Origin of the sequence: Agrobacterium leguminum, assembly GCF_015704895.1 — a bacterium.
GTDB classification, from domain to species: Bacteria; Pseudomonadota; Alphaproteobacteria; order Rhizobiales; family Rhizobiaceae; genus Agrobacterium; species Agrobacterium leguminum.
In genome coordinates this window covers 25,300-50,182 of sequence record NZ_JADQWB010000002.1, presented here as the reverse complement: position 1 = coordinate 50,182, position 24,883 = coordinate 25,300, and the positions used below count along the sequence as shown (strand labels likewise).

The window sequence follows — 24,883 nt, the reverse complement described above, 5'->3', positions numbered from 1 at the left end:
TGTAATCGATGGGCGGCAAATTTCCGCGCATTCTTGCTTGTGGTGACAGCGCCCTGTCCGTTGAACTCGCCGATACCATCGATGAAACGGTGAGCGAGCGCATCATCGCGCTTGCGGCAAATCTCGCTGCAACGCCCGTGGAAGGCATCGAGGAACTGGTGCCGACCTACCGGTCCCTCATGGTCATCTATGACCCATCCGTCATTCGCGGCCATGCGCTTGACCGGGAGTTGTACCGGCGCCTGATGGCGCTGACGGTGAACAGCGTTCCGGCCAGACGTTTCGATGTTCCTGTGGTTTATGGCGGATCGGTCGGGCTTGACCTGCAGGAACTGGCGGACATGAAGGAAATGACGCCTGCCGCCCTGATCGAGCTGCACGCATCCGCTGAATATCGTGTCTATATGATCGGTTTCGCGCCGGGTTTTGCCTATCTCGGCGGCCTGCCAGAACAATTGCATACGCCGCGTCTTGCCACGCCGCGTCAGCGGATCGAGGCAAGTGCGATTGGAATTGGCGGCAAGCAGGCAAGCATCAATTCCGTGCCGGGACCAAGCGGATGGCGCTTCATCGGCCGCACGCCGCTTCGGCTTTTCGACCCGCATCGCCCGCAGCCGTTTCTGTTGCAGGCGGGAGACCGGGTCCGTTTTCGGCCGGTGAGCGAAGACGAGGCCGCAGAGCTCGACCGGGCGGTCGCCGCCGGTCAGCCCGTCATGGAGGCGCAGCTTTCATGAGTTTTCTCGTCATCCAGCAGATAGGGCCGATGGCCACCGTTCAGGATCTCGGCCGCAGGGGATTGAGCCATGCCGGTGTTTCCGGTTCAGGCCCGATGGATATGCCTTCTTTTCGTATTGCGAACGCACTGGTCGGCAATGTCGAAAACAGCGCGGCAATAGAATTTGGCGGCACCGGGGGCAGCTTTTCCGTTTTGCGGCCGGCACGCATCGCCGTGACCGGAGGCGCCGTCGATATCCGCCTCGGCAAACGAAAGCTGTCGCCATGGGAGAGCTATACTCTTTTGCCCGATGACGTGCTTTCGATCGGCGCCCTGCGCGATTGCGTCTGGGGCTATCTCGCCGTCTCCGGCGGCGTGGATACCGTGCCTGTGCTCGGTTCGCGTGCCACCCATGTGCGAACGGGTCTCGGCGGTTACGAAGGGCGTCGTTTGCAGGCGGGTGACCGCCTGCCGCTCGGCCGGGATAATCCCGGCGTCAATCTGGCGCTCCGGCAACTCTGGCGTCGGTCCGGCGGTCCCGTCCGAATTGTTCCCGGCCCACAGGACGACTATTTCTCTGCCGAAACCCAGCGGGCTTTCCTGAAAGCCTCTTTCATCGTTTCTCCCGCCCGGGATCGCATGGCGCAGATGCTGGACGGACACGCCGTTCATGCCGAAGGCGGGCACGATATCGTCTCCGACGGAACGTGCGCGGGATCGATACAGGTCCCGGCGTCGGGACGGCCCATCGTGCTGATGGCGGAGCGCCAGACGACAGGCGGCTATCCGAAAATCGCAACGGTCGCCACCGTCGATCTGCCCCGGCTTGCGCAGGTTCCGAGCGGCCGACATGTCTCTTTCGCGGCCATTTCACGGGAAAAAGCCGAAGAGCTTCTGATTGCGGAACGCACGGCCTTGCGCGAACGCCTGGCAAATCTGGTAGAAAAGCCGGAAACGGATGATGTTTCAGGAGGTATGCCATCATGAATCAGCCGCTCGCCAAGCAGGCTTATGGGAAGATCATCGAAATGATCCTGTCCGGTGCGCTGACGCCGGGTGACGCTTTGCAGGAAGCGAAACTGGGTGATCTGCTGGACATGTCCCGGACGCCCGTACGTGAGGCGATCAAGCGGATCGAGGCCGAGGGTCTTGCCACGCAGGAAGGACGGTTTCTCAAGATCCGCCGGCTGAAGGCGGAAGAGGTCGAAGAGATTTTCTTCCTTCGTCAGGTGCTGGAGACCCATTGCGCCAGACAGGCGGCGATGGCCCGGCCCGAGCTTGGCGAGCTGGAAGCCCGGATACGGCATTTGCAACAGCATGGCCCCGGCGAGGACGACGAGCAGCGCCGCGTGGACGATGCTTTCCACCGGACGCTCGCCCTTTCCACGGGCAGCGAGATGATGGTGAGCACGATCGAGGATTTGCGACGCCGTACCTGCATGTTCGACCATGCCCAGGTGCCGGATCGTTTTCTGAAAAGCTGCGACGAACATCTAGAGATGATTGCCGCCCTGCGCGCCGGCGACGGGGAACGGGCAGGCTCGCTCATGGCCCGCCATATCGTTCACGCCCGCGACGCCATTCTTGAGAAACTGGAACAATTTCCCGAAAGGAACAGGGACGCATGAAATGCCTTATTGTCCAGCCTATTCATGCCGACGGCCTCGCCCTTCTGCGTGAGGCGGGGGTTGAACCGGTTTTGTGTGCAAAACCGGACATGGCGACCGTGGCCGCAATGATCAAGGGTTGCGATGCCGTCATCACGCGCGATGCTGGCCTGTCCGCATCGGCCATCGAGGCCGGCGACAGGCTGCGGGTCATCGCCGTTCACGGCACGGGCCATGACGCTGTCGACAAGGAAGCGGCGACGGCGAAGGGCGTTCTGGTCTGCAACACCCCCGGCGCCAATGCCCGCTCGGTTTCCGAGCTGGCGCTCGGTCTGGCACTGGCTGCCGCAAGACGTATTCCCGCTGCCGACCGCAGCGAAAGGGCCGGGGTCCATGGCTTTCGCGAGACGGAGAGTTTTTCCGAATTGTCCGGCAAGACGGCGCTTATCGTCGGCTGGGGGGCGATTGGCGCCGGGCTTGGCCGGATGCTGAAGGCCGCTCTGGATATGCGGGTGCTGGTCTATTCGCCGCGGGTGGCCGATCTCGATGGCTTCGAACGGGCTGACAGTCTTGAAGACGGGCTGAGACAGGCCGATCTGATTTCCCTGCATACGCCGCTCCGTGCGGAAACACGCGGTCTGTTCGGAGAGCAGGCCATTTCTGCGGTGAAACCGGGCGCGATACTTATCAACACGGCACGGGCGGGACTGGTGGATGAGGCGGCCCTTGCACGCGCCATCGAAACCGGCCGCATAGCCGCAGCCGGGCTGGATGTTTATTCGCCTGGCGCTCCGACCGGACCTCTGGCCGCCGGCGGCCGGGTGATTTTCACACCGCATCTCGGCGGCACGACGCTGGAAGCGCTTCGCCGCGTGGCTCTCGGCTCTGCAAGGCATGTTTTGACGGCGCTTGCGGGCGAACGCCCGGTCACCGCGCTCAATGCGCCGCAGGAGATAATGGCATGACGCAAACCGTGATCGCAGAGACGGTCAACCGTCTGCTGGACCGCATCAATGCCATTTCAGCGGAAGGCCCCGGTTTTACCCGGCCTTCCTACAGTGCGCTGGAAAGCGAAGCGCATCAGGTGATTGCCGAAGAATGTGAAGCCCTTGGCCTCACTGTTACGCGGGATGCAGCACTGAACCTGTTTGCCCGGCTGCCCGGCAGAGACCGGCAGGCCACGACGCTTTATATCGGCTCGCATCTCGATACCGTGCCGATGGGCGGCGCCTATGATGGCACGGCAGGTGTGGTAGGCGCCATGGCACTCGTCACCGCATTCGTGAAAAGCGGGCAGGCCCCGCCATCAGATATTGTCGTGACGGTGACGAGAGCGGAGGAGAGCGTCTGGTTTCCAGTCTCCTATATCGGGTCGCGTGCGGCGCTTGGCCGGCTCACGGCGCCGGAAATGCAGGCGCGCCGCGCCGACAGCGGCAGAACACTCGCCGAGCATATGAAGGAACTCGGGGGCGACCCGGACGCCGTCCTGCGCGGGCCGGGACTGCCGCCGGCGCGTTTCGTGGAATTGCATATCGAGCAGGGGCCGGTGCTTGACAATGCCGGCGAGGCTTTCGGCGTCGTCGATGGCGTGCGCGGCGGCCTGCGTTACCGTGAAGCGCGGATTGAAGGGGTCTGGGCCCATTCCGGTGGCGCGCCGCGTGATGCCCGCTCGGATGCCGTTTTTGCCCTTGCGGATATCATCGTCGCCATGGACAGGGCCTGGGAAGGAATTCTGGCGGAAGGGCACGATCTTGCCGTTACCTTCGGCCGGGTGGATGCGGCAAGCAGTGAACATGCTTTCGCCAAGGTTCCGGGCCGGGTGGATTTCTGCATCGATATCCGCAGCGCCGACGACGCGGTGCTGGACCGGGCGGATGGAATTTTCCGACAGGAAATCGAGAAGATCGAAAAACGAAGGGGCGTGCGCGTCGTCACCGGCGTCCAGTCCCGCAGCAAGCCCACCCGTCTGTCCTCCGCGCTTGGCCGGCAGATAGCCGCTGCGGCCGAACGGACCGGCATCTCGCCCCGGCAGATGTTATCGGGCGGCGGGCATGATGCGGCGGCATTTGCCCAGGCGGGATGGGAATCGGTGATGGTCTTTCTGCGGAACTGGAACGGCAGCCATAACCCGGATGAGGCCATGGATCCGGCCGATCTGGCGCATGCCGTTGATATTCTGCAGCAGACCTGGTCGGCTCGGTAAAGGGGAGAGAGCATGAGCGAAAAGGAAACTTTGACCCAGCAGGCCTATACGGATGTCAAACAACGCATTCTGGAGGGGAAGTTCAAAGCCGGCGACGTTCTGACGGAAAGAGCCCTGGCGCTCGAATCCGGCATTTCCCGCACGCCGCTGAGGGCGGCAATCTCCCGGCTTGAAAAAGAGGGCGTGATTTCGCGGCTCGCCAATGGCGCATTGATGGTTCGGCCCGTCACGGTGGAGCAGCTGCTGGAAATCGTGCAGATACGGCGCTTGCTGGAGAGCGCTGCGGCGGCACGCGCCGCTGAGCGTCCCTTTCCCGAGGCGCTCGAACATTCGCGGCAAATCATGCAGGCTTATGCGGATGGCAGGAACGTGGCCTTCGATCAGTTCTGGCTGGACGACGATGAGTTTCACGAGGCCGTGGCCGCTGCCGCCGGGCTTGAGCTTTTGCCTGCCATGCTGACCGAAATGCGCAGCATCGCCCGACGTTGCACCATCACCCGCACGCATGACCGTTTTGCCGAGCAGGCGCGCGAACATATTGCGGTTATCGACGCCATCGAGGCGCAGGATCCGCAGAGGGCTTCCGCCGCCATGGAGGCGCATTTCGAAAGCGTGAAAAGCCGTTTTCTGGGGTGGCTGAGCCGCCCCTGAAACCGGCAGCCGCCAGCGCTTTTTCTTTCTTCATTCCGGTCTTGAGACGCTTTTGGAGGCTTCTCATGCAAAAGCCGAGCACGACGATATGGACAGTTTCATGCAGGAATTCGCCGATTTGCAGGGGTGTGACGCCTCTTTCCCCAGGGAGGAGTTCGCCGCGAGGCAAGATCGTGCGCGCGCCGCCATCCGCAATGCGGGTCATGAAGCGCTCGTCGTCACCGGTCCTGAAAACATCTACTGGCTGACCGGGCGGCAGACGGCCGGATACTTTGCTTTCCAGGCGCTGATCATGCCGGTGAATGGACAGCCGACGCTTCTCGTCCGGCAGCTTGAACTGGCAGGATCCATCGCCAATACCTGGCTGGACGACGTCGTCGCCTATCAGGATGGCGGAAACCCGGCGGTCGCCCTGGTCGATCTCTTGAAAAAGCGGCATATCGAGCGGCCGGCCATAGAATTGGACGGCTGGTTTGTTTCTCCGGTACTTGCCGCAAAAATCGCGGAGCAGATGGGTGTTGCGTCCATCCCGGACGGTTCCTCCATTCTTTCGCCGCTGCGGACGATAAAGTCCGCAGCCGAGCTGGAGGCCATTCGGCTGGCGGCGGGTTACGCCGAGGCGGGCCTTTCGGCCGGTATTGCCGCCTGCGCCGCCGGAACCGACGAAAACGCGATAGCCGCCGCCATGCTGGACGCCGCCACAAGGGCGGGCTCGGAGGTCATGGCCATGGAACCGCTCGTATCTTCCGGGCCGCGCAGTGGTTTGCCCCACATGACCTGGAGACGCCGCAAGCTTGAGAATGGCGATGCGGTTTTTCTGGAACTCGCCGCCTGCCATGCGCGCTATCACGCGGCGCTGATGCGTACCGTGTGGATCGGTTCTCCGCCCGCCGAAGCCCGGCGAATGATGGATTGCGCGTTGAAAGCCCTCGATGCGGCGCTGGCCGCCATTCGGCCCGGTGTTTCATGCGCCGAACCGCACGAGGCCGCGCAACGTGTAATCGACGCGGCAGGTTACAATGCCGCCTTCCGCAAACGCATCGGTTATTCCATGGGAACCGCTTTCGCGCCGGACTGGGGGGAAGGTGCGCTGTTGAGTCTGTTTACCGGCGTCGACAGGATAATCGAACCCGGCATGGTGTTCCACCTGCCAGCCACCCTGCGCAGCTATGGCGTGTGGACGGTTGGCGCATCCGAAACGGTCATCGTGACAGAGACGGGGGCCGAACCTCTCTCCAGCCTGCCGCGTGACCTGACCATCCGCTGATGGCCCGATAGCGGCCATTTCCCTTTAAAAATTGAAAGGAGTCCGAAATGCGTTCACTTTTTCACCTTGCCTATCACGTCACCGACCTCGACGAAACGCGTCGCTTCTATGGCGGCGTTCTCGGTTGCGAGGAAGGCCGTTCCACCGATACCTGGGTGGATTTCGACTTTTTCGGCCACCAGATATCGATGCATCTGGGCAAACCGTTCGAGGTTACCCGGACCGGCAAGGTCGGCAATCACATGGTGATGATGCCGCATCTCGGTGTGGTCCTGCCTCTCGATGACTGGTTCGCGCTTTCGAAGCGTCTGGAAGATGCTGGCGTGGCCTTCGATATCCCGCCGGTCGTCCGCTTTGAAGGCGAGCCGGGGGAACAGCGCACCATGTTCTTCTTCGATCCGAGCGGCAATCCGATCGAGGTGAAGGGCTTCAAGGATTTCGACGGTGTTTTTGCCCACTAAAATAGAAAACAAGGGGCGGCGGTTGGCCGCCCCCGACGGACTCGGGAGCCGCATACCGGCGGTCGCCTTGCCGGAAACATTACCACCAGTGGCTGGGCGAACGGGTCAGAAGCTCGTTGCCGTCGCGCCCGACGATGATGATATCCTCATAAAAAGCCGCGCCGACACCGTCGAGCGAAAGGAAGGATTCGATACCGAACACCATGTTTTCCTCGGCAATATCTTCAGGCTGCGACATGCTGGTTGAAATTCTCGGCTGTTCGAAGCCGAGACCGATGCTGTGACCATAAAACGGGAAGTTCTTCATGATGGCGGATACCGAGCCGCCGAAGGCCTGCGTCAGACGGTCGCCCTCAGCGGCAATATCGATGAGCTTCACGCCCGGCCGCATCATGTCGGATAGACGATGAACGATATTGGCCGCGGCTTCAATTAGCCGTCGCTGGTCCGCTGTCGGTTTGCCGCATATTCCGGTGCGGCCGGGGTCGAGATAATAGCCCTGAAAAAATGCCGCATGGATGGTGCCCGTGACGATGTCGCCGGGCTTTGGTGTGTCCGCGCTATAGCCGGTCAGGGGAAAACGCTGGTCGAAACCCAACGTTTCGCCATGGTTGCAGCCGATCATCTGCAGCCGGCCGCCGCGCCGCACCACCTCACGGGCCGCCTCTCCCGCCGCTTCCTGCTCTGAAAGGCCGCCGGTCAGGCCTTCCATCAACCTGTTGAGGCCGGCCGTCGCGCCTTCGCCGGCAACGCGATAGCACTCCAGTTCCTTCACGCTTTTGATGCGCCGGACGGAGCGGATCAGATCGTCCTCGGCTACCCACTCTATGTCTGGAGCGTCCTGAAGCAATTGCTGGTAATATTTGACGGGGATGAACTGCGTGCCGACGATTGCGACACGCCCTTTGATGCCCCTTTCGACCAGGGCTTTCGCCACGCTTCGGAAAGGATGGCTGGAACAATGCGTATCGCGGATAGAGACGAGATCGGTGCGCACTTCCGGCTCATCGATATGAAGCTGCGGCTCGCGGCCCTGCTGTAGAATGATCCCGGAAAAGGACCGGGCGGTCCATATCAGGGAATCCATGCCGCCGCTGATGGCGTAGTGGTTGGAAAGATAGAGTATGTCGCCGCAATTGTCCGTGGTGCCGCCACCGCGGCCGAAGACCACCGCTGTTTCATAGCCACGGCGCTGCATTTCCCGCAAAACCCGCTGCCAGCGGCTTTCATATTCCTCAATCGTAAAATACCGGATCACGCGTTCCACTCCATTCAATCTGCTGTTCTGCCGGGCAGTCCTCGCGCGCCGATCCACCGGGACCTGCGACAAACTCGGACAGCATTTCCATCAATGCCCGATCCTCCCGGAGAAGCCCGCATTTGCGGATTGCGACCGGAAGACCACCGGGTCGAATTTTTAGGTACACCAAACGTATCCCGTGATTGATGGCAGTGCAAGCGAATGATGCGGGAGGCATGAATGATGCAATTTTGTGCATTTTACTGCTCGTTTTATGGCTGCTTAGCCTAATATATTTGCTATAAATAGTTGAAAATCTTTATTGAATTCCGTTGGTATACTGAATATAAATTGTTTCGACCGAGCGGTATCGATCCGGGTCTATCGCCTGCTTGCCGCCGTCTCACCGGTTTCAGCATTCCTTCCAACGGTGTCCGATGACTGAAAATGTGCAGAATTTATTGGCAGGTCATGGCGCAGCCTATCGCATGCTGGCCGGCGAGGTCGCCATCGTTACGAATTCCCACGGAAACCAGGTCGTGGATGCGTGGGCTGTTGCGGCAGCCGATCCATCCGAGATCAGCTCGATGGATCATACGCGCTCGGTAAACAGCAATATCTTCATCGAGCGCGGCATGGGTATCTTCAGCAACCGCAGAAGAGCCATGATGACGCTGGTGAGCGACAGTGCCGCCCTGCGGCATGATACGCTGCTCTGCCCATGCAATGCGGATCTTTACCGGCAACTGGGATGCCAGGGTTTTCACCGCAGCTGTTCCGGAAATTTCCATGAGGCGCTGGCGGAGAAGGGTCTTGCCGTCGCCCAGACGCCGGCATCTCTCAACCTTTTCATGAATGTGGCGGTGAACGCCGATGGCAGTCTCGACCGTCGCCCGCCGGCGTCCGCGGCGGGTGACCATGTGGCACTGAGGGCCGAGATGGATCTGCTGCTCGTGCTGTCCGCCTGTCCGCAGGACATTACCGAGATCAACGGTGTGGACCGCACACCGAGGGATGTCGCGGTGCAGATCGTCGATGAATACAAGGAGACGACCCCATGACCGGACCGGTTTTGAACCTGCGGGATATCCGCAAGAGCTTCGGGGAAAACGAGGTTCTGAAAGGCGTCTCGCTCAGTGTCGAACCGGGTGAGGTCGTATCCATCATCGGCGCGAGCGGTTCGGGCAAGAGCACCTTCCTGCGTTCGATAAACGGTCTCGAAATGCCGCAGTCGGGTTATCTCGAATTCGAGAACCTGTCTTTCGATTTCCGGCCGGAATCGCGATTTTTCCCGACGCCCTCGCAGCTGCAGGCCCTGCGCGCCCGCGTCGGCATGGTGTTTCAGAGCTACAATCTCTGGCCGCATATGACGGTTCTGGAAAATGTCATCCATGCTCCGGTCCGGCTGCTGAAACGACCCAAAAGCCAGGCCGTCGAAGAGGCGGAGGCCCTGCTTTCCCGCATCGGCCTTTATGAGAAACGCCACAGCTATCCGGCACGCCTGTCCGGCGGCCAGCAGCAGCGCGTCGCCATCGCCCGGGCGCTCGCCATGAAGCCGCGTCTGATGCTTTTCGATGAGGTGACCTCCGCGCTCGATCCCGAACTTGTCCATGAGGTGCTGGTGCTGATGGCTTCGCTGGCGGCGGACGGCATGACCATGCTGCTGGTGACCCATGAAATTGCCTTTGCCCGCGACGTTTCATCGCGTGTGCTCTTTTTCGACAAGGGTGTCATCGCTGAAACCGGCGCGCCCGACATTCTTCGCAATCCGCAGAGCGATCGCCTGCGGCAATTTCTTCACCGCATTTTGCATGACCAGCTTGCCCCCAGCGGCGCAGCAGATGGCGCCGGGGGAGCGTGACGACGATGGCGAATTTTATCGATGAAGTGCAGCTTTACGGTCCGGGCTTTCTGCTGGCTGCCTGGACGGTGTTCTGGCTGACGATCCTGACCATTATCGTCAGCTGGGGCTGCGGCCTGCTTGCGGCGCTCAGCCATCGTTCGCCGTGGCGCGCGGTGCGCGCCGCCTCCGCCTTCTACGTCTGGTTCGTTCGCGGCACGCCAACCCTGATCCAGGTCTTCATCATCTATTTCGGCCTGCCGCAATTCGGCGTGAAGCTCTCGCCCTTCACCGCCGGCGTGCTGGCGCTCGGCGTCAATAGCGGCGCCTATGTCGCGGAAATCATCCGGGGAGGCCTGTCCGCCATCCCGCGCGGGCAGACGGAATCGGCTCTGGCGCTGGGGTTCAGCCCAGCGGAAACCATGCGCAGCATTATCCTGCCGCAGGTATTCCGCATCATCCTGCCTTCGGTCACGAATGAAGCCATTTCGACGTTGAAGAATACATCGCTGCTATCGACGATCACCGTCGTGGAGCTGACGCTTTATGCCCAGACGCTAATTGCCGCAACATTCAGGCCTTTCGAGTTCTACATCGCCGTGGCCGTCATTTATCTCCTGCTTACGACGGTGCTGACACAGCTCGCAGCCTTGCTGGAACGCCGTTATGCCCTTTCAAGCTGAGGCCCCGACGGTTCTCAGCGATGCCTGAAATATCCGGCGGAGCGATCCGCAGGATCGACTGCGGGTGACGCCAATGCCGCCTGACGAACAGGAAAATGCAAAAAATCAAAAAGGGAACGAGTCATGAAATTCAAATCTATCGCATTTGCCGTCGCCGCACTCGCTGCGACCATCACCAACGCTCCGGTCTTTGCCGCAGAGCTTGAATTGCTGGAGCCCGGGAAGCTGCAGGTCGCAACGGAAGGAACCTTTTCGCCCTTCAGCATGCGCGCTCCGGATGGAACGCTCGACGGTCTGGAAATCCGCGTGATGAAGGAGGTGGCAAAGCGCCTCGACCTCACCTACACGCCGGTTCTGATCAAATGGGACTCCCTGCTGGTCGGTCTTCAGGCGGATCAGTACGATATTATCAGCGCTTCCATGGATATAACCGAAGAGCGGCAGAAGCGCGTTACCTTTGCCAATGGCTGGCTGGAATCGGGCGGTCGCATCGTCGTCCAGAAGGGCTCGGCCATCAAAAGTGCCGCTGATCTCAAAGGCAAGACCGTCGGTGCGCTCGTCTCTTCCACCTTCGCAAAAATCGCCGAGGAAAAGGGTGCGGTCGTCAAAGGATACAAGGCTGAATCGGACGCGATGCAGGACCTCGTCAACGGCAATATCGACGCGACCATTACCGATGCGATCGCCGGTGCATGGGCGATCAAGAACTCCGGCCTTCCCCTCGAAATGACACCGGATTTCGTCAGCCACGTCCAGAAAGGTTTCGCCGTCAAGAAGGGCAAGCCCGAGCTGGTGAAGGCGGTGAACAAGGCGCTCGCCGACATCGTGGCCGACGGCACCTATGCGAAGCTGACCGTCGAACTCGTGGGTTTCGATCCAGCGCCGAAAGACCCGATCAAGAGCCTCGAATAAGCGCCCGGTCGCTAAGACCGCCTCCCGGTTGGCGAGGAGCGTTCAGGGTCGAACAGGCGAAGATAGTGTCGCCTGTTCGATATGGCGTCTCCGATGACCGGAACGGCGATTGCGATGAAACCGGACTTAGCCGTTTCGACGTCCTCGGCCCCAATACATTCCGGCTCTCGCAGTCAAAAGCATCACTGTTGCTCGCCGGAGGATGCCCATATATTTTGAGAAAATGTCACGCATGGCTTTTCCTTTCTTCTTGTTTGATCGACCGGATATAGGCGCGCCAACCGCCAAGGCCTGTCACTTCCACAGCACCCTTGAGCGCATAGGGTTCGCACAGGAAGCCGGAGATTTGTGATCCGTCGTCCAGCGTCACCTTGCCGATGCCGAGGGGAGCGGGAATGTTCTGCACGAAACGTCCGAAGGCTTCGGGCGTCACCCTCCAGACCTCCACCTCCAGCCCCGCGCCTTTAAAGCCGGGCTCCCGCAGCAGGCCGGGTTTCGGTGGAACCGTATTCGGCAAGACGAACAGCCGATAGTCGCCGGCCGTGCGGCAAGATTTCATCAGCCGGCCGCCGGGGCCTGTGAGTTCGTGATTGAGCGGCATGCCGGTGAGATGGGCGCCGACGACGACAATCGGCATCAGCCCGTCATCGGTATCCGCCACTTTCGAAGCTTCCGGCAGGGCAGCCTTGCGGTCCTTGCCCATGCCGGGCTGCAATGCGCGGTGCAACATATCGGCAAATGGCGCCAGCGCATCGTCGGAAAAGGCCGGCCCGAACAGGGTGACACCCGCCGGCAAATGATCCGTGGCATCGAAGCCAGCGGGAACAGCGATGGCCGCATAACCGAACAGATTGGCGAAATTGGTATATCGCCCGAAATGGCCGTTCTTCGCGATCGGATCTGCGCGCATCTCCTCCACCGTGTAGGTGGTGGGCGATGTCGGCAACATCAACACGTCGGCTTTCGCCCATTCCGCCGATGCCTTCTGGCGAAGCGCCTCAAGCCCGTATAGTCCCTCGAAGGCGTCGACGGCATCGTATCGCCTTGCCCCCTCGATGATTGCCCTTACGGTGGGATCGAAATCGCCGGCATTGGTCGCCAGGAAATGCTTCACCGCCGCCAGACGTTCGGCCACCCATGGGCCGTTATAGAGCAGCTCGGCGGCCTGACGGAACGGCGCATAGTCGAAGGAGACGATGTCTGCGCCGAGCATTTTCGCTTTTTCGATAGCCGCGTCATAAAGCGCCTCGAAAGCGGCATTGCCGAAAAATTCCCGTTCCCCGGGCTCAAGCACACCAATGCGCAGCCCGGCAGCGGGCAGGGCGGCCGGCTTTGCCCTGCGCGAGAAGGGATCGGCGGGGTCATAACCCTCCATGACCCTGCGAACCTCCACACCGTCGCCCACCGTGGCGGAAAAAACGGTCACGACGTCCACCGAGCGGCATGCGGGTACCACGCCGACATTCGGCACCAGTCCGGGCGTAGGCTTGATACCGACAATATTGTTGAAGGCGGCGGGCACGCGGCCGGAACCGGCCGTATCCGTGCCGAGCGCGAAACTGGCAAGGCCAGACGCCACCGCCACGGCGGAGCCGGAGGACGAGCCTCCCGACACATAGGCCCTGTCGAACACCGATCGCGGCGCGCCGTGAGGCGAGCGTGTGCCGTTCAGCCCGGTGGCGAACTGGTCGAGATTGGTCTTGCCGATGACGATTGCGCCTGCAGCCTTCAGCCGGGCGATGACGGTCGCATCCTGTTGCGGCCGGTAGGCAAAGGCCGGGCAGGCGGCCGTCGTCGGCAGGTCGGCCACGTCGATATTGTCCTTGACGGCAAAAGGCACGCCCCACAGCGGCAGGCTGTTGGCTCCGGGCGCGCGGGCCAGGAGGTCGCGGGCGGCGGCGCGCAGATCCTCGTCCGGCGTCTTCGTTATGAAGATCGCCGGATCGTCCGACGCCTCGATGCGAAGAATTATCGCCTCGACGAGATCGAGCGGGCTCAGCCCCTTTGCATAGGCATCTTTCAGCGAGGCGATATCGAGAATGATCGGCAACATTACATGGCCTCCAGAACGACCAGCACGTCGCCGGCCCTGACATTGCGGCCCGGCCCGGCGCGGAGATCGCGCACCTTGCCCGCGGCGTGCGCGTTGACGGTGATTTCCATCTTCATGGATTCGATGATGGCGAGCGTTTCTCCTGCCGCCACCTTCTGCCCTTTTTCCACCAGCACCTTCCAGACATTGCCCGGCACGGCACTTTCAATGCCGAAGCAGCCGTCGGGAATATCGCCCCCGAGGCCGGGACCGACGCCTTCATCGACAACGAAACTGTCTAGCCCCTGATCTTTCCAGCGTTGGCGTTCCGCCTCGAAGGCGGCCTGCTGGCCTGCCTTGAATACGCCGATTGCGGCGGCATTCTTCTGAAGCTCCGCCTCGTAATCCGCATAGGAAAACTCGCCCTCTTCGATACGGACGGGATAACCCCCATGGGGAAAGGCGGCGCGGGCTTCGGTCAATTCGCCGTGGCTGACGGGAAAGAAACGGACCTGATCGAAGAAATCGAGCAGCCAGGGTTTGTCCTTGCCGAAGACCGGGGTTTGCCGCCACGTATTCCACATCTGGATGGTGCGCCCGAAGAGCTGATAACCGCCCGGTCCCTCCATGCCGTAGATGCACATATAAGCGCCGCCGATGCCGACGGCGTTTTCCGGCGTCCAGGTGCGCGCCGGATTATATTTCGTCGTGACGAGGCGATGGCGCGGGTCGAGAGGCGTGGCAACCGGGGCGCCGAGATAGACATCGCCAAGCCCCATGACGAGATAGGAGGCGTCGAAGATTTTGTCTTTGACCGCCTGTTCGTCATCCAGACCGTTGATGCGGCGGATGAATTCAATGTTCGAGGGGCACCAGGGCGCATTGGGGCGCACCAGTTCCTGATATTTGCGCATCGCCAGCGCCGCATCCGGATCGTCCCACGACAGCGGCAGCCAGACGGTGCGGCTCGGCACCTTCACCGAGTGAACGGAAGGCATGCCGCTTTCGATTTCGGAAAGAAGGCCGAGCAACCAGCCACGCGTCACATGCGATCCATCGTAGTGAATTTGCAGCGAGCGGATGCCGGGGGTCAGGTCTATCAGGCCGGGAACGCCGGCTTCCCGCACCGCCTGCATCAAAAGATGGCTGCGCAGGCGCAGGCTGACATCGAGCTGCATCGGCCCATATTCGACCAGCAGGTTGTCATCGCCCTGCCGGCGATAAACGACCGGAACCTCGCCATCGTCGCGACGGCCGAGAATGGGAGAGCCGGCATTGTCGCCAATGCGTTTGACGATGGGGCCGGCAATGGGATCTTCCGTCCGCGCAACCGGATGAAAGCGGATTTTGTCGCCCGGTTTGAACTGTCCCATCTTCCATTGCTCATCCGCGGCAATCACCGCCGGGCAAACGAAGCCGCCGAGGGACGGGCCATCCGGCCCAAGAATGATCGGCATGTCGCCCGTAAAATCGATGGCGCCGATGGCATAGGCATTGTCATGGAGGTTCGAGGGGTGAAGCCCGGCTTCCCCGCCGTCCTCGCGCGCCCATTTCGGCGCAGGACCGATGAGGCGTATACCCGTGCGGGCAGAATTGAAATGCACCTCATATTCGGTCGCAAACAGGGTCTCTATATCGTCCTCAAGGAAAAAATCCGGCGCGCCATGGGGCCCGTAGAGCACGCCCACCGACCATTCGCGGGTCAGGTCGGCAGGTTCGGAGGCGGCTTTCGCATCGGCCTGGCGGGCGCGGGCGAGGCGAAGAACGTGGCCGGCGCGCAAGGTGCCGGTGGCGTTGCCGCCGAACTGACCAAGCCCGAAAGTGGCGCGTGAGCCGAGCACGATCGGCGCGTCAAAACCGCCGGCCACCGCCAGATAGGCCCGCTGCCCCGCACCGCCGATCTGGCCGATGGCAAGCGTCTGCCCGGCCCTGACCGTGATCGGGGTGCTATGCGGAACGGGTTCGCCGTCGCATGTCATCGGCATTTCCGCGCCGGCAAGCGCCACCGTCACATCCGCAAAGAACTTGAGTACCGGCCCGGAAACGGTGATTTCCAGAGCTGCGGTGTGGTCGTGATTGCCGACCAGCCGGTTCGCATGACGGAAGGAACGTTCGTCCATCGGTCCGCTCGGCGGCACCCCGACATGCCACAGGCCGAGACGGCCGGGCAGTTCCTGAAGGCTCGATTGCGCTCCCGGTGCAATGACCTCGACGACATCCGGCACGAAGGGAAAATCCTTCAGCGCCGTGGTCGCGACATTGCCGGTCCGGAAAAGGCTGGAGCCGGCAATCGCCCTGAGATAGTCGAGGTTGGTCTCGATGCCTGAAATCGCGGTGTGCGACAGGGCGGCGCCGAGACTGGCGATCGCCGCGTCGCGATCCGCGCCCGTGACGATGATCTTGGCCAGCATGGGATCGTAAAAAGGCGTTACCTCCGTGCCGGTCTCTATCCAGCCGTCGACCCGGACATCTTCGGGAAAAACCACCTCGGTCAGAAGACCGGCGCTCGGGCGAAAATCGGCATGCGGCATTTCCGCATAGACACGCGCCTCGATGGCCGCGCCCTTCGGTATCAGCTCCTCTGCGCCGGTCAGGACATCGTCGCCGGCGGCCTGACGGATCATCCATTCCACCAGATCGATGCCGAAGACGGCTTCGGTCACCGGGTGCTCCACCTGCAGCCTCGTATTGACCTCCAGGAAATAGAATTCCTCGCGGGCCGGATCGTAAATGAACTCGACCGTGCCGGCGGAGCGATAATTCACCTGTTTTCCCAGCGAGACGGCCGCCGCGTGTAAGCGCGCCCGAACCTTATCGGAAAGCCCGGGGGCTGGCGTTTCCTCGATGACCTTCTGGTTGCGGCGCTGAAGCGAGCAGTCGCGTTCGCCAAGCGCGATCACCCGTCCCTTGCCGTCGCCGAATATCTGCACTTCGACATGGCGGGCCTTCGCCACGAACCGTTCCAGATAGACGCGGGCGTCGCCAAAGCTTGCTTTCGCCGTGCGCTGCACGCTCTCGAAGGCCGCTTTCAGCGCGGCGTCGTCGGCGCAGAGCTGCATGCCGATGCCGCCGCCGCCGGCGGTGGATTTCAGCATGACCGGATAACCGACGACTTCCGCGGCGGCGAGCGCCTCTTTGACCGAGCCTAGCAGACCGGAGCCCGGAAGCAGCGGCACACCGCTTTTCTGCGCCAGTTCCCGGGCGGTGTGCTTCAGGCCGAAATCGGCGATGTTTTCCGGCGTTGGGCCGATGAAGACGATGCCTTCGGCCGCCAGCCTTTCGGCAAAGCCGATATTTTCGGAAAGAAAGCCATAACCGGGATGGACTGCTTCCGCCCCTGTCTTTTTGCAGGCGGCAATCACCGCTTCGACATCGAGATAACTTTCTGCGGAGGGCGCCGGCCCGAGGCGTATCGCTTCGTCGGCCGTCAATGCCGCCCTGGCGAAGCGGTCGGCATCGGAATAGACCGCCACGGAGGCAATACCCATGTCCCGGAGCGTCCTGATGATGCGGACGGCGATTTCGCCACGATTGGCGATGAGGACTTTCTTGAACATCGGCTCAATCCTCCCCGTTCCAAACGAGCACCCGGATCGGTGTCGGATCGAAACCATTGCAGGGATTGTTAATCTGCGGGCAGTTGGAAATGACCAGCAGCACATCCATCTCCGCCACCATTTCGACGTAGTCGCCGGGCGAGGAAATGCCGTCCACGATGGTCATGCCGCCATTGGGCGAGATGGGCACATTCATGAAAAGGTTGATATTGGAAACGACATCGCGTTTGCCCATGCCGTATCTGGCGACCTCGGCGACGAAATTGTCCCGGCAGGCAGGAAGATATTTCGTCCCATGGCCGAAACGCACCGTGTTGCTTTCGCAGGAGCAGGCGCCGGCGGAGGTATCGTGACGGCCGCAGCTGTCGGCGGTCACGGTCAGCATTACCCGACCCTCGCTCGACATGATTTTCGTGCCGGTCGAAATATAGGCCGCGCCCTGCGCCCGCACCGTATCCTGACTGGAGTAGCGTTCCGAAAAGTCTCGAGCGTTGTAAAACAGCGTATCGATGGCCTGCTGGCCGTAAGTGTCCTCGATGCGAACCGTGGCGCCCTTGCGGATGAAGGTGGAGAAGGGTTTTTCCGCCGGGACGTAGTGGTTTTGCGCTGCATTTTCATATGTGCGCGACGAAACGGTTTCAATGAAATCGGTCATGTTCGTTTCTCCCGGCTCAAAGGTTGGAAAGCGCGTTGTTCTCGAAACCGCGCACGGCCTCGGCGTTGGCGGTCCGGCACAGGTCGTCGGCGGCGACCGGAGCGGCAGCAAGGCGGGTGACCGTCACCGGGTTCGGCGCATAGGCCGGGTTAGGATCGAGCGGATGCGGGCAATTGGAAAAACCGACCAGCATGTCCATTTCCGCACGCAGCTCGACATAGTCCCCGCTGTTGAGGAGGGCCGGGTTCCAGAAAAACCGGCCTTCGGCATCAACACGCACAGGTGCGAAAAGCGTGAGCGCCGCCGGAATGTCACGGCGGTCGAGGCCGAGCTTCATCGCCAGCTTGATGAAGTTATCGCGGGTGTCGCGCAGATGTTCGCCCTCATAACGGGCGTTGCTCTGCGCGTTCGAGCCGCCGACAAGGCAATCATGCGCGCCGGAACTGTCCTCGGTAATCGAAAACATCACACGCCCCATGTCGGAAAAGATGACGCGGCCTTTGGAAAGCCCCGTGGTCCACTGCACCTTGATCGTGTCGGGCAGATTGATGCGTTCCGAGGTGTCGGCGGCATTCCAGGCGATGAGCGCAATCGAAGAGAAGCCGTGGTTGAGGCTGATGCGCAGCACCTCTTCCCTGCGCAGCCTGGTCGTCCAGTACCAGCCGCCGGGAATGATTTCGCGGTGAAGGATTGTCGTTTCGTCGAGTGCGGGTTCGGGCAGGAGGCTGAAGCCGGGCAGCGCCTTGGGTGCGAATTCCAGCCCCTTTTTCTGGTGATCTTCATAACGGGCGCGGTTGGCGGCGATTTCTTCGGGCGAACGTCTTTGGTGCATAAGGTGCTCCATGGCGGTTGAGTTCGGGTCGTCCCGGTGTCTGCCCTTGTTTGCCGGGTCGTCCCGGCGGGCCGTCGGAAGCAATTCCGGCAGGGGTTTTGAGCCGCCCCTCTATCCGCAACTGCGCAGTCGACATCAGGGCTTGGCCCTGATGCATATCGTTTCAGGCGGCGACGCCGCCGGCCCGGCGCGGCGGCCAGATCGAAATGTCGCGGGTGACCGTTGCGCCATAGCGCAGTTTTTCCTCCGGGCGGTCGCGTGGGCGCTCGAAAGCGATGACGCGGGTGGCAAGCGTGAAGGCTTCACGCATGTCGTGCGTCACCATCACCACCGTCATCTGCGCTTCGTTCCACAGCCGTTTCATCAGCTGGTGGATTTCGGCGCGAATGCCGGGGTCAAGTGCGCCGAAGGGTTCGTCGAGCAGCAGGATTTTCGGCCGCATCAGCAGCGTCTGGGCAAGCGCCAGGCGCTGCTGCATGCCGCCGGAAAGCTGGGCAGGATATTTGTCTTCCGACCCTGAAAGGCCGACATCGGCGATCATGGTGCGGGCCTCGTCGATCGCGGTCCGGCGGGCGGCGCCGAACAGCCTGCCGCTGACGGGCGACGCGGCAAGTTCCTTGCCGATCAGGACGTTACCGAGCACGGTCAGATGCGGAAACACCGAATATTTCTGGAACACGACGCCGCGGTCCGGTCCCGGTTCGTCGGGCAGCGGTTTGCCGTCGAGAAGGATCGTGCCGCGGCTCGGCCGCTCCTGGCCGAGGATCATGCGCAGGAAGGTGGTCTTGCCGCAGCCGGACGGACCGACAAGCGCGACAAACGCGCGGGATTCGATCTCGAGCGAAACATTCTCGAGCACGATCTGGTCGCCATATTCCTTCCAGACATTGTCGATGGTGAGCGTGCTCATGCCTTGTTCTCCGTTGCCGACCAGGGAAAGACGGCGAGGCGCAGCCGGTCCAGCAGCCAGTCGGTCAGCACGGCGATAAGCGTGATCCAGATGACATAGGGAAAAATCACATCCATCGCGAGATAACGGCGAACGAGGAAGATGCGATAACCGAGCCCCGCATCGGACGAAATCGCTTCCGCCGCGATCAGGAAAAGCCAGGCCGGTCCGAGCTGGAGACGCAGACAGGTGATGAGCCGCGGCAGGACCTGCGGCAGCACCACGCGCAGCGCGATCTGCCATGAGTTTGCCCCGAGCGTCTCGGCCTTGATGATCTGCTCGCGCGGCAGTTCGATGGCCCTGAGCGCCAGATCGCGGATCATCACGGGCGCCACACCGATGACGATGAGTGCGATCTTGGAAATTTCGCCAAGGCCGAGCAGGATGAAGAGGATGGGCAAAAGCGCCAGCGGCGGCACCATGGAAATGGCGCCGACGAAAGGCGAAAGCAGCGATCGTGCGTAAGGCAGCATGCCGATCAGCATGCCGATGGCCAACGCCATCGCGGTCGCTATCCCCAGTCCCGAAAACAGGCGGACGAGGCTTGCGGCCGTATCCGTCCATAGAAGAATATCACCCGTGCGGGCATCGGGGATGACGGCCAGCCGGTTGATGGCGTCGGCAAGGCCGGCAAAGCCCGGCAGAAGCTTGTCATTGGCGTTTTCGGCAAGCCGTGCCGCCGAGCCGACCGTGTAAGCGATCAGCACGGCCGCAAAGGGCAGGACGGCAAGTCCAAGACGGGTGCCGTTCGAAGGACGCGAATTGATCCAGCGCATGGGAAACTCCGGGGTGATGGCAGGGTGGAAGACCGCGCCGGGGCGCGGTGCGGCTGGTCCTCAGAGCATTCCCTTGGCCGCTTCGGCCATGTAGTCCGTCGTGAAGCGGAACTTGACGTTGGACGTGTCACCGCGGACGGCCCCATCCGGAAACGCGATGCCGATTGCATCCGCCGATGACGCGCCGTTGCCAAGCAGGCCCTTGTCGAACAGGAAGTGCCGCACCCGGTCCATGGTCTTCGGCAGGTCCGGCGAAGCCGTGAAGGCGACCGCGTCCGCTGGCTTGTCGAACAGCTTGGTGGCCGCCATCTGGGCTTCGAAACCGGCAAGATCCGTGCCGGATGCCTTGCCCATCGCCTCGCGCGCCGCCTTGCCTTCCGCGCTCTCGGCGGTCATCACCTTCATCGTATCGTACCAGATGCCCGCGAGCGCCTTGCCGAAATCGGGATTATCCTTCAGCACATCGGTATGGGCGACCATCAGATCGATGATCTCGCCGGGGACTTTGGAACTGTCGAAAACCTTGTTGGCCGAGGAATTCTGGAGAATGGTCGAAACCAGCGGATTCCACGTTACGACAGCGGAAACCTCCGGTGTCTGGTAAGCGGCGACCATGTCCGCGTCGGACGTGTTGACGACTTTCACATCGCGTTCGGATGAGCCGATGGTTTCGAGCGCCCGTGCAAGCAGATAATGCGACACGGAGAATTCCACGAGATTGATGTTCTGGCCCTTGATCTCGGCAAGGTCTTTTTTGTCCTTGAGGATGATGGCATCGTTTCCATTGGAGAAGTCACCGACGATGACGGCGGTTGTATCGACGCCGCCGGCAGCGGGAATGGACAGGCCGTCCATGTTGGTCAGCGTCACGGCGTCATAGGCGCCCGCCGTATACTGGTTCATCGATTCCACATAGTCGTTGAACTGCGTGACCTCGATATTGATGCCGTATTTATCGGCCCATTTCTTGACGATGCCATGGTCGGCGGCATAGCCCCAGGGCATCCAGCCGACATAGATCGACCAGGCGACCTTGAAATCCTTTTTGGGCGCAGCATCCGCTGTCGAAACCAGCGGGAGCGCTAGAAGGCCCCCCAGCGCGGAAATGGAAATGATTGTTCTGAAAGTCTGCATTGGTATTCCCCTTTTGCTTGTTCTCAAAAAGGGATCGGCATAGACCAACGCCGCCAATCCCTTGGCTAACGAGGTCTCCCGGGCTTTTGTCCCGCCGTGCATCCGTGCGAGATTTCTCCTCGCACAGTGGCTGCTCTCGGACCAGTCATGCAAACCTGCACCGGAACCCTAGCGGCCAACTCGGAATAAACGAAGCAAACCGCGTGCCAGATTGGATTTCGGGCTTTGCCGCGCGATTTCGTCAAAATGCGAAGAAGAGTGCCCGATTTGTGTTCTTGCCGATGGGCTTTCAAGCATATTTTTTAGGCGCGGCTTGGCGCAATCCGCTCTGGCGTCATCACGATGGCAGTCTCGTCGGATGGTAACGCCTGTTTCGATCGCGCAGATGCGAGCCATGACTGGACGGCGTCCGGTCGCGGCGACAGGCGATGGCCATCGCATGGCTTCGTCAGTTGACGCCCGCCCGAAGCAGGACGCCGACGGCCGAGTCGAAATGTTCGGTCATAGCGGCCTCCGCCATCTCCATATTCTGGAGGCTGATCGCTTCAGCGATCCTCTGGTGGCAACGGATGTTTTCCGTGCGGTTCTCCAGAGTGGCGCGGCTGCGCCAGCCTATGTGCCAGGTCTGCTGCGTTACGACGCGGAAAGAGCCGACGATGATTCCATAAAGAGAGTTGCCGGAAGCCTGGGCGATCAGTTCGTGGAAGCGAATGTCGAGCTCCATCAACGCCTCCGGTGTTTCGAGCGCGTTGAACATGTCTTCCACGATCTGGAGAAGCTCCCGCGCCTGGGCATCCGTACGGCGCAGCGACGCAAGGCTTGCCGTGCGCAGCTCAAGCGTGCGCCGCACATCCAGAACCTGCTGAACGCTAAGCTGCTTCGTTGTCACGGTATGATCGAGAATCATGCTGAGCGGTATCGCATCCGGTGCCGCAACCCGCGCCCGGCGGCCGGAGCTGACCTCGAGGATCCCGAGTGCGGCAAGGGCACGGAAGGCCTCCCGCGTCACGGATCGGGAAACATCGAGCTTGGCGGCCATGGCCGTTTCGCTGGGCATGGGGCTGCCCGGCCGAAGCTGGTTTTCGCGCATATAGGCGCGCACATCGACAATGGCCCGTTCAACGAGGCCTATATCTTCTTCGTAAACCTGTCCTACATCTTTTGTCATTTCGGAACATTACTTTCGCATTTTGGTTGACAGGATTATACGAGACTGGCAGAAATTCTGCCATAAAAATTGGGCGGAAAGAAACGTCAGTCAGACTTCGATGGAGAAACAGGGCCGCATGCTTTCGTATGCGATCGATGGATTTCCTTTGTCTCTGCGATTTTCCCGCTGAAATGGCGGCTTGGCGAAAGTCGGGCGGATTGAACGGAAGCAATGATGAAAATAACTGCGATCAAGACTTTTCGGGCAGAAGAGTTCTCCAACGTTCTCTGGGTGCATGTGGAGACCGATCAGGGCGTTACCGGTCTCGGCGAAACCTTTTATGGGGCGGCGGCCGTCGAGGCCCACATCCACGATACGCTGGCAAGCCGGCTGGTGGGCCGTAACCCGCTTCATATAGAAGCCCTTCACCGGGAAATGCTCAACCTGCCGATGGCCCATGCCTCGACGGGGGCGGAACACCGAGCGGCTTCCGCAGTCGACATCGCGCTGTGGGATATTTTCGGCAAGGTATGCGGGCAGCCTGTCCACCAGATGCTGGGCGGGCTCTGCGTGGAGAAGATGCGTGTCTACAATACCTGCGCCGGAAGCCGCTATGTGCGGACGAAGAAGATCAAGCCGGTCGATACATGGAATTTGGGGGAAGAAGCCGGCCCTTACGAAGACCTCGACGGTTTCATGAACCGGGCGGGCGAACTGGCGGAAGACCTCCTGTCGAACGGCATCACGGCCATGAAGATCTGGCCGTTCGATCCTCCGGCGATGGAAAACCGCGGCCTGTTCATCACGGCGGAACAGATGAAGACGGCGATCAAGCCGTTCGAACTGATCCGCAAGGCGGTCGGCGACAAGATGGATATCATGGTCGAGTTCCACTCGCTGTGGAACCTGCCGGTTGCCAAGCAGATCGCGCGGGCGCTCGAGCCGTTCAAGCCCACATGGTACGAAGATCCGATACGGATGAATTCGCCGCAGGCGCTTGCCGAATACGCACATTCCACCGATGTGTGGACCTGCGCCTCCGAAACGCTCGGCACCCGTTTTGCCTATAAGGACTATCTCGACCGCGATGCCGCCCATGTCGTCATGGCCGATCTGTGCTGGACGGGAGGTCTGACCGAGGGCCGCAAGATCGCGGCCATGGCGGAAACCTATCACCGGCCTTTTGCCCCGCATGACTGCATCGGCCCGGTCGGCTTCGCCGCCGCCATCCACATGAGCTTTTCGCAGCCCAACACGCTTATCCAGGAAAGCGTGCGCGCCTTCTACAAAGGCTGGTATCGCGAACTGGTGACGGAGGTTCCGCGTATCGAGGGCGGTTTCGTTTATCCGATGGAAGGCCCCGGTCTCGGAACTGAACTGCAACCGTCCTTCTTCGAACGCTCGGATCTGTCCGTCCGCGTCTCTGAACTCTGAGGGGAATCGTCATGAGCGTTTCACTATTCGATCTGAGCGGCAAGACGGCGCTGATCACCGGTTCGTCCCGCGGTTTGGGGCGAGCCTTTGCCGAGGGGCTGGCGAATGCCGGCGCCCGGGTGATCCTCAATGGCGTCGACGCCACCCGACTGGAAGAGGCGGCTGCGGCGATGCGCTCGACAGGTCGTGAGGTGCTGACCGCGGCGTTCGACGTGACCGACGAAGCCGCTGTCATCGCAGCCTTCGAGCGGTTCGACCGGGACGGCATCCGGGTGGATATCCTCGTCAACAATGCCGGCATCCAGTTCCGCAAGCCGATGCTGGAGCTGGAGAGCGCCGACTGGCGAAGGGTGATCGACACCAATCTGACGTCGGCCTTCCTCGTCGGCCGGGAGGCGGCGAGGCGAATGGCGGAGCGCGGTTCCGGCAAGATCATCAATATCGGATCGCTGACCTCCGAACTCGCCCGGGCAACGGTTGCGCCTTATACCGTGGCGAAAGGCGGCATCAAGATGCTGACCAAGGCCATGGCGGCCGAATGGGCCGAAAAGGGCATTCAGGCCAATGCGATCGGCCCCGGCTACATGATCACCGATATGAACGAGGCCCTGCTCGCCAACCCGGAATTCGACGCCTGGGTCAAGGCGCGTACGCCGGCGCGACGCTGGGGCCGGCCCGAAGAACTGGCGGGAACCGTCATCTATTTTGCGTCCGCCGCATCCGACTACGTCAATGGCCAGATCGTCTATGCCGATGGCGGCATGATCTCCGTGTTGTAGGCGAGC

General features: G+C 61.4%; 23 protein-coding genes and 1 riboswitch. Of the genes, 14 read left to right on the top strand and 9 right to left on the bottom strand.

Features of this window, described 5'->3' with window-relative positions; translation table 11 throughout:
• Positions 1–8: 8 nt before the first annotated feature.
• The 8 genes from pxpB to I3J13_RS03160 all read left to right on the top strand — a co-directional run bounded on the left by pxpB (position 9) and on the right by I3J13_RS03160 (position 6,904).
• On the top strand, positions 9–734 hold the full coding sequence (gene pxpB / locus I3J13_RS03195) for a 5-oxoprolinase subunit PxpB (protein WP_196378001.1): 726 nt from the start codon (positions 9–11) through the stop codon (positions 732–734).
• Complete coding sequence (locus tag I3J13_RS03190) at positions 731–1,702, top strand: 5-oxoprolinase subunit C family protein (RefSeq protein ID WP_196378000.1); 972 nt, start codon at positions 731–733, stop codon at positions 1,700–1,702. The genes pxpB and I3J13_RS03190 overlap by 4 nt, the downstream gene beginning before the upstream one ends.
• Positions 1,699–2,343, top strand: coding sequence for a GntR family transcriptional regulator (locus I3J13_RS03185; protein WP_004432638.1), 645 nt, complete (start codon positions 1,699–1,701; stop codon positions 2,341–2,343). Before I3J13_RS03190 ends, I3J13_RS03185 begins: the two co-directional genes overlap by 4 nt.
• A complete protein-coding gene (locus I3J13_RS03180) occupies positions 2,340–3,287 on the top strand; it encodes a hydroxyacid dehydrogenase (protein WP_196377999.1) in 948 nt (315 codons plus the stop codon). The genes I3J13_RS03185 and I3J13_RS03180 overlap by 4 nt, the downstream gene beginning before the upstream one ends.
• Positions 3,284–4,525, top strand: a complete 1,242-nt coding sequence (locus tag I3J13_RS03175; RefSeq protein ID WP_196377998.1) for a Zn-dependent hydrolase — start codon at positions 3,284–3,286, stop codon at positions 4,523–4,525. Before I3J13_RS03180 ends, I3J13_RS03175 begins: the two co-directional genes overlap by 4 nt.
• Positions 4,526–4,537: 12 nt before the next feature.
• Positions 4,538–5,176 (top strand): GntR family transcriptional regulator, encoded by a 639-nt coding sequence (locus I3J13_RS03170; RefSeq protein ID WP_196377997.1) that lies wholly within the window; start codon positions 4,538–4,540, stop codon positions 5,174–5,176.
• Positions 5,177–5,276: 100 nt separating this feature from the next.
• Positions 5,277–6,443 carry a M24 family metallopeptidase gene (locus tag I3J13_RS03165; RefSeq protein WP_196377996.1) on the top strand — a complete coding sequence of 389 codons (1,167 nt, stop codon included), beginning with the start codon at positions 5,277–5,279 and terminating at the stop codon, positions 6,441–6,443.
• A gap of 47 nt (positions 6,444–6,490) precedes the next feature.
• Entirely contained in the window at positions 6,491–6,904 is a 414-nt protein-coding gene (locus I3J13_RS03160; protein ID WP_004432652.1) for a VOC family protein, read from the top strand.
• Between the two features lie 79 nt (positions 6,905–6,983).
• Here the strand turns inward: I3J13_RS03160 and I3J13_RS03155 are convergent, their stop codons facing one another.
• Complete coding sequence (locus I3J13_RS03155; RefSeq protein ID WP_196377995.1) at positions 6,984–8,162, bottom strand: M24 family metallopeptidase; 1,179 nt, start codon at positions 8,160–8,162, stop codon at positions 6,984–6,986.
• Between the two features lie 419 nt (positions 8,163–8,581).
• Here I3J13_RS03155 and I3J13_RS03150 point away from each other — a divergent pair, with 419 nt between their 5' ends.
• From I3J13_RS03150 to I3J13_RS03135, 4 genes are all read left to right on the top strand, one after another.
• Positions 8,582–9,205 carry a DUF1989 domain-containing protein gene (locus I3J13_RS03150; protein ID WP_174056257.1) on the top strand — a complete coding sequence of 208 codons (624 nt, stop codon included), beginning with the start codon at positions 8,582–8,584 and terminating at the stop codon, positions 9,203–9,205.
• Positions 9,202–10,005: an amino acid ABC transporter ATP-binding protein gene (locus I3J13_RS03145; protein WP_059760635.1), complete on the top strand. Its 804-nt coding sequence runs from the start codon at positions 9,202–9,204 to the stop codon at positions 10,003–10,005. Before I3J13_RS03150 ends, I3J13_RS03145 begins: the two co-directional genes overlap by 4 nt.
• A gap of 5 nt (positions 10,006–10,010) precedes the next feature.
• A complete protein-coding gene (locus I3J13_RS03140) occupies positions 10,011–10,667 on the top strand; it encodes an amino acid ABC transporter permease (protein WP_142778715.1) in 657 nt (218 codons plus the stop codon).
• Positions 10,668–10,790: 123 nt separating this feature from the next.
• A complete protein-coding gene (locus tag I3J13_RS03135; protein WP_196377994.1) occupies positions 10,791–11,579 on the top strand; it encodes a transporter substrate-binding domain-containing protein in 789 nt (262 codons plus the stop codon).
• 226 nt (positions 11,580–11,805) lie between these two features.
• Here the strand turns inward: I3J13_RS03135 and atzF are convergent, their stop codons facing one another.
• From atzF to I3J13_RS03095, 8 genes are all read right to left on the bottom strand, one after another.
• The gene (gene atzF / locus I3J13_RS03130) at positions 11,806–13,632 is read right to left on the bottom strand and encodes an allophanate hydrolase (protein ID WP_196377993.1); all 1,827 of its coding nucleotides are present in this window, start codon (positions 13,630–13,632) and stop codon (positions 11,806–11,808) included.
• Entirely contained in the window at positions 13,632–17,168 is a 3,537-nt protein-coding gene (uca, locus tag I3J13_RS03125; RefSeq protein ID WP_196377992.1) for an urea carboxylase, read from the bottom strand. The genes atzF and uca overlap by 1 nt, the downstream gene beginning before the upstream one ends.
• 4 nt (positions 17,169–17,172) lie before the next feature.
• The gene (locus tag I3J13_RS03120; protein WP_196377991.1) at positions 17,173–17,823 is read right to left on the bottom strand and encodes an urea amidolyase associated protein UAAP2; all 651 of its coding nucleotides are present in this window, start codon (positions 17,821–17,823) and stop codon (positions 17,173–17,175) included.
• A 16-nt stretch (positions 17,824–17,839) separates the two neighbouring features.
• Positions 17,840–18,655 (bottom strand): urea amidolyase associated protein UAAP1, encoded by an 816-nt coding sequence (locus tag I3J13_RS03115; RefSeq protein WP_196377990.1) that lies wholly within the window; start codon positions 18,653–18,655, stop codon positions 17,840–17,842.
• 163 nt (positions 18,656–18,818) lie between these two features.
• Positions 18,819–19,565: an ABC transporter ATP-binding protein gene (locus I3J13_RS03110; RefSeq protein ID WP_196377989.1), complete on the bottom strand. Its 747-nt coding sequence runs from the start codon at positions 19,563–19,565 to the stop codon at positions 18,819–18,821.
• Positions 19,562–20,380 carry an ABC transporter permease gene (locus I3J13_RS03105; protein WP_196377988.1) on the bottom strand — a complete coding sequence of 273 codons (819 nt, stop codon included), beginning with the start codon at positions 20,378–20,380 and terminating at the stop codon, positions 19,562–19,564. The genes I3J13_RS03110 and I3J13_RS03105 overlap by 4 nt, the downstream gene beginning before the upstream one ends.
• Positions 20,381–20,440: 60 nt before the next feature.
• Positions 20,441–21,514, bottom strand: coding sequence for a putative urea ABC transporter substrate-binding protein (locus I3J13_RS03100; protein ID WP_196377987.1), 1,074 nt, complete (start codon positions 21,512–21,514; stop codon positions 20,441–20,443).
• 73 nt (positions 21,515–21,587) lie between these two features.
• A riboswitch (guanidine-I (ykkC/yxkD leader) is annotated at positions 21,588–21,697 on the bottom strand.
• A gap of 265 nt (positions 21,698–21,962) precedes the next feature.
• Positions 21,963–22,682, bottom strand: a complete 720-nt coding sequence (locus I3J13_RS03095) for a FadR/GntR family transcriptional regulator (protein ID WP_196377986.1) — start codon at positions 22,680–22,682, stop codon at positions 21,963–21,965.
• 216 nt (positions 22,683–22,898) lie between these two features.
• Here I3J13_RS03095 and I3J13_RS03090 point away from each other — a divergent pair, with 216 nt between their 5' ends.
• A complete protein-coding gene (locus I3J13_RS03090; protein ID WP_035236078.1) occupies positions 22,899–24,098 on the top strand; it encodes a mandelate racemase/muconate lactonizing enzyme family protein in 1,200 nt (399 codons plus the stop codon).
• Positions 24,099–24,109: 11 nt separating this feature from the next.
• Complete coding sequence (locus tag I3J13_RS03085) at positions 24,110–24,877, top strand: SDR family oxidoreductase (RefSeq protein WP_004432705.1); 768 nt, start codon at positions 24,110–24,112, stop codon at positions 24,875–24,877.
• Positions 24,878–24,883: the final 6 nt, after the last annotated feature.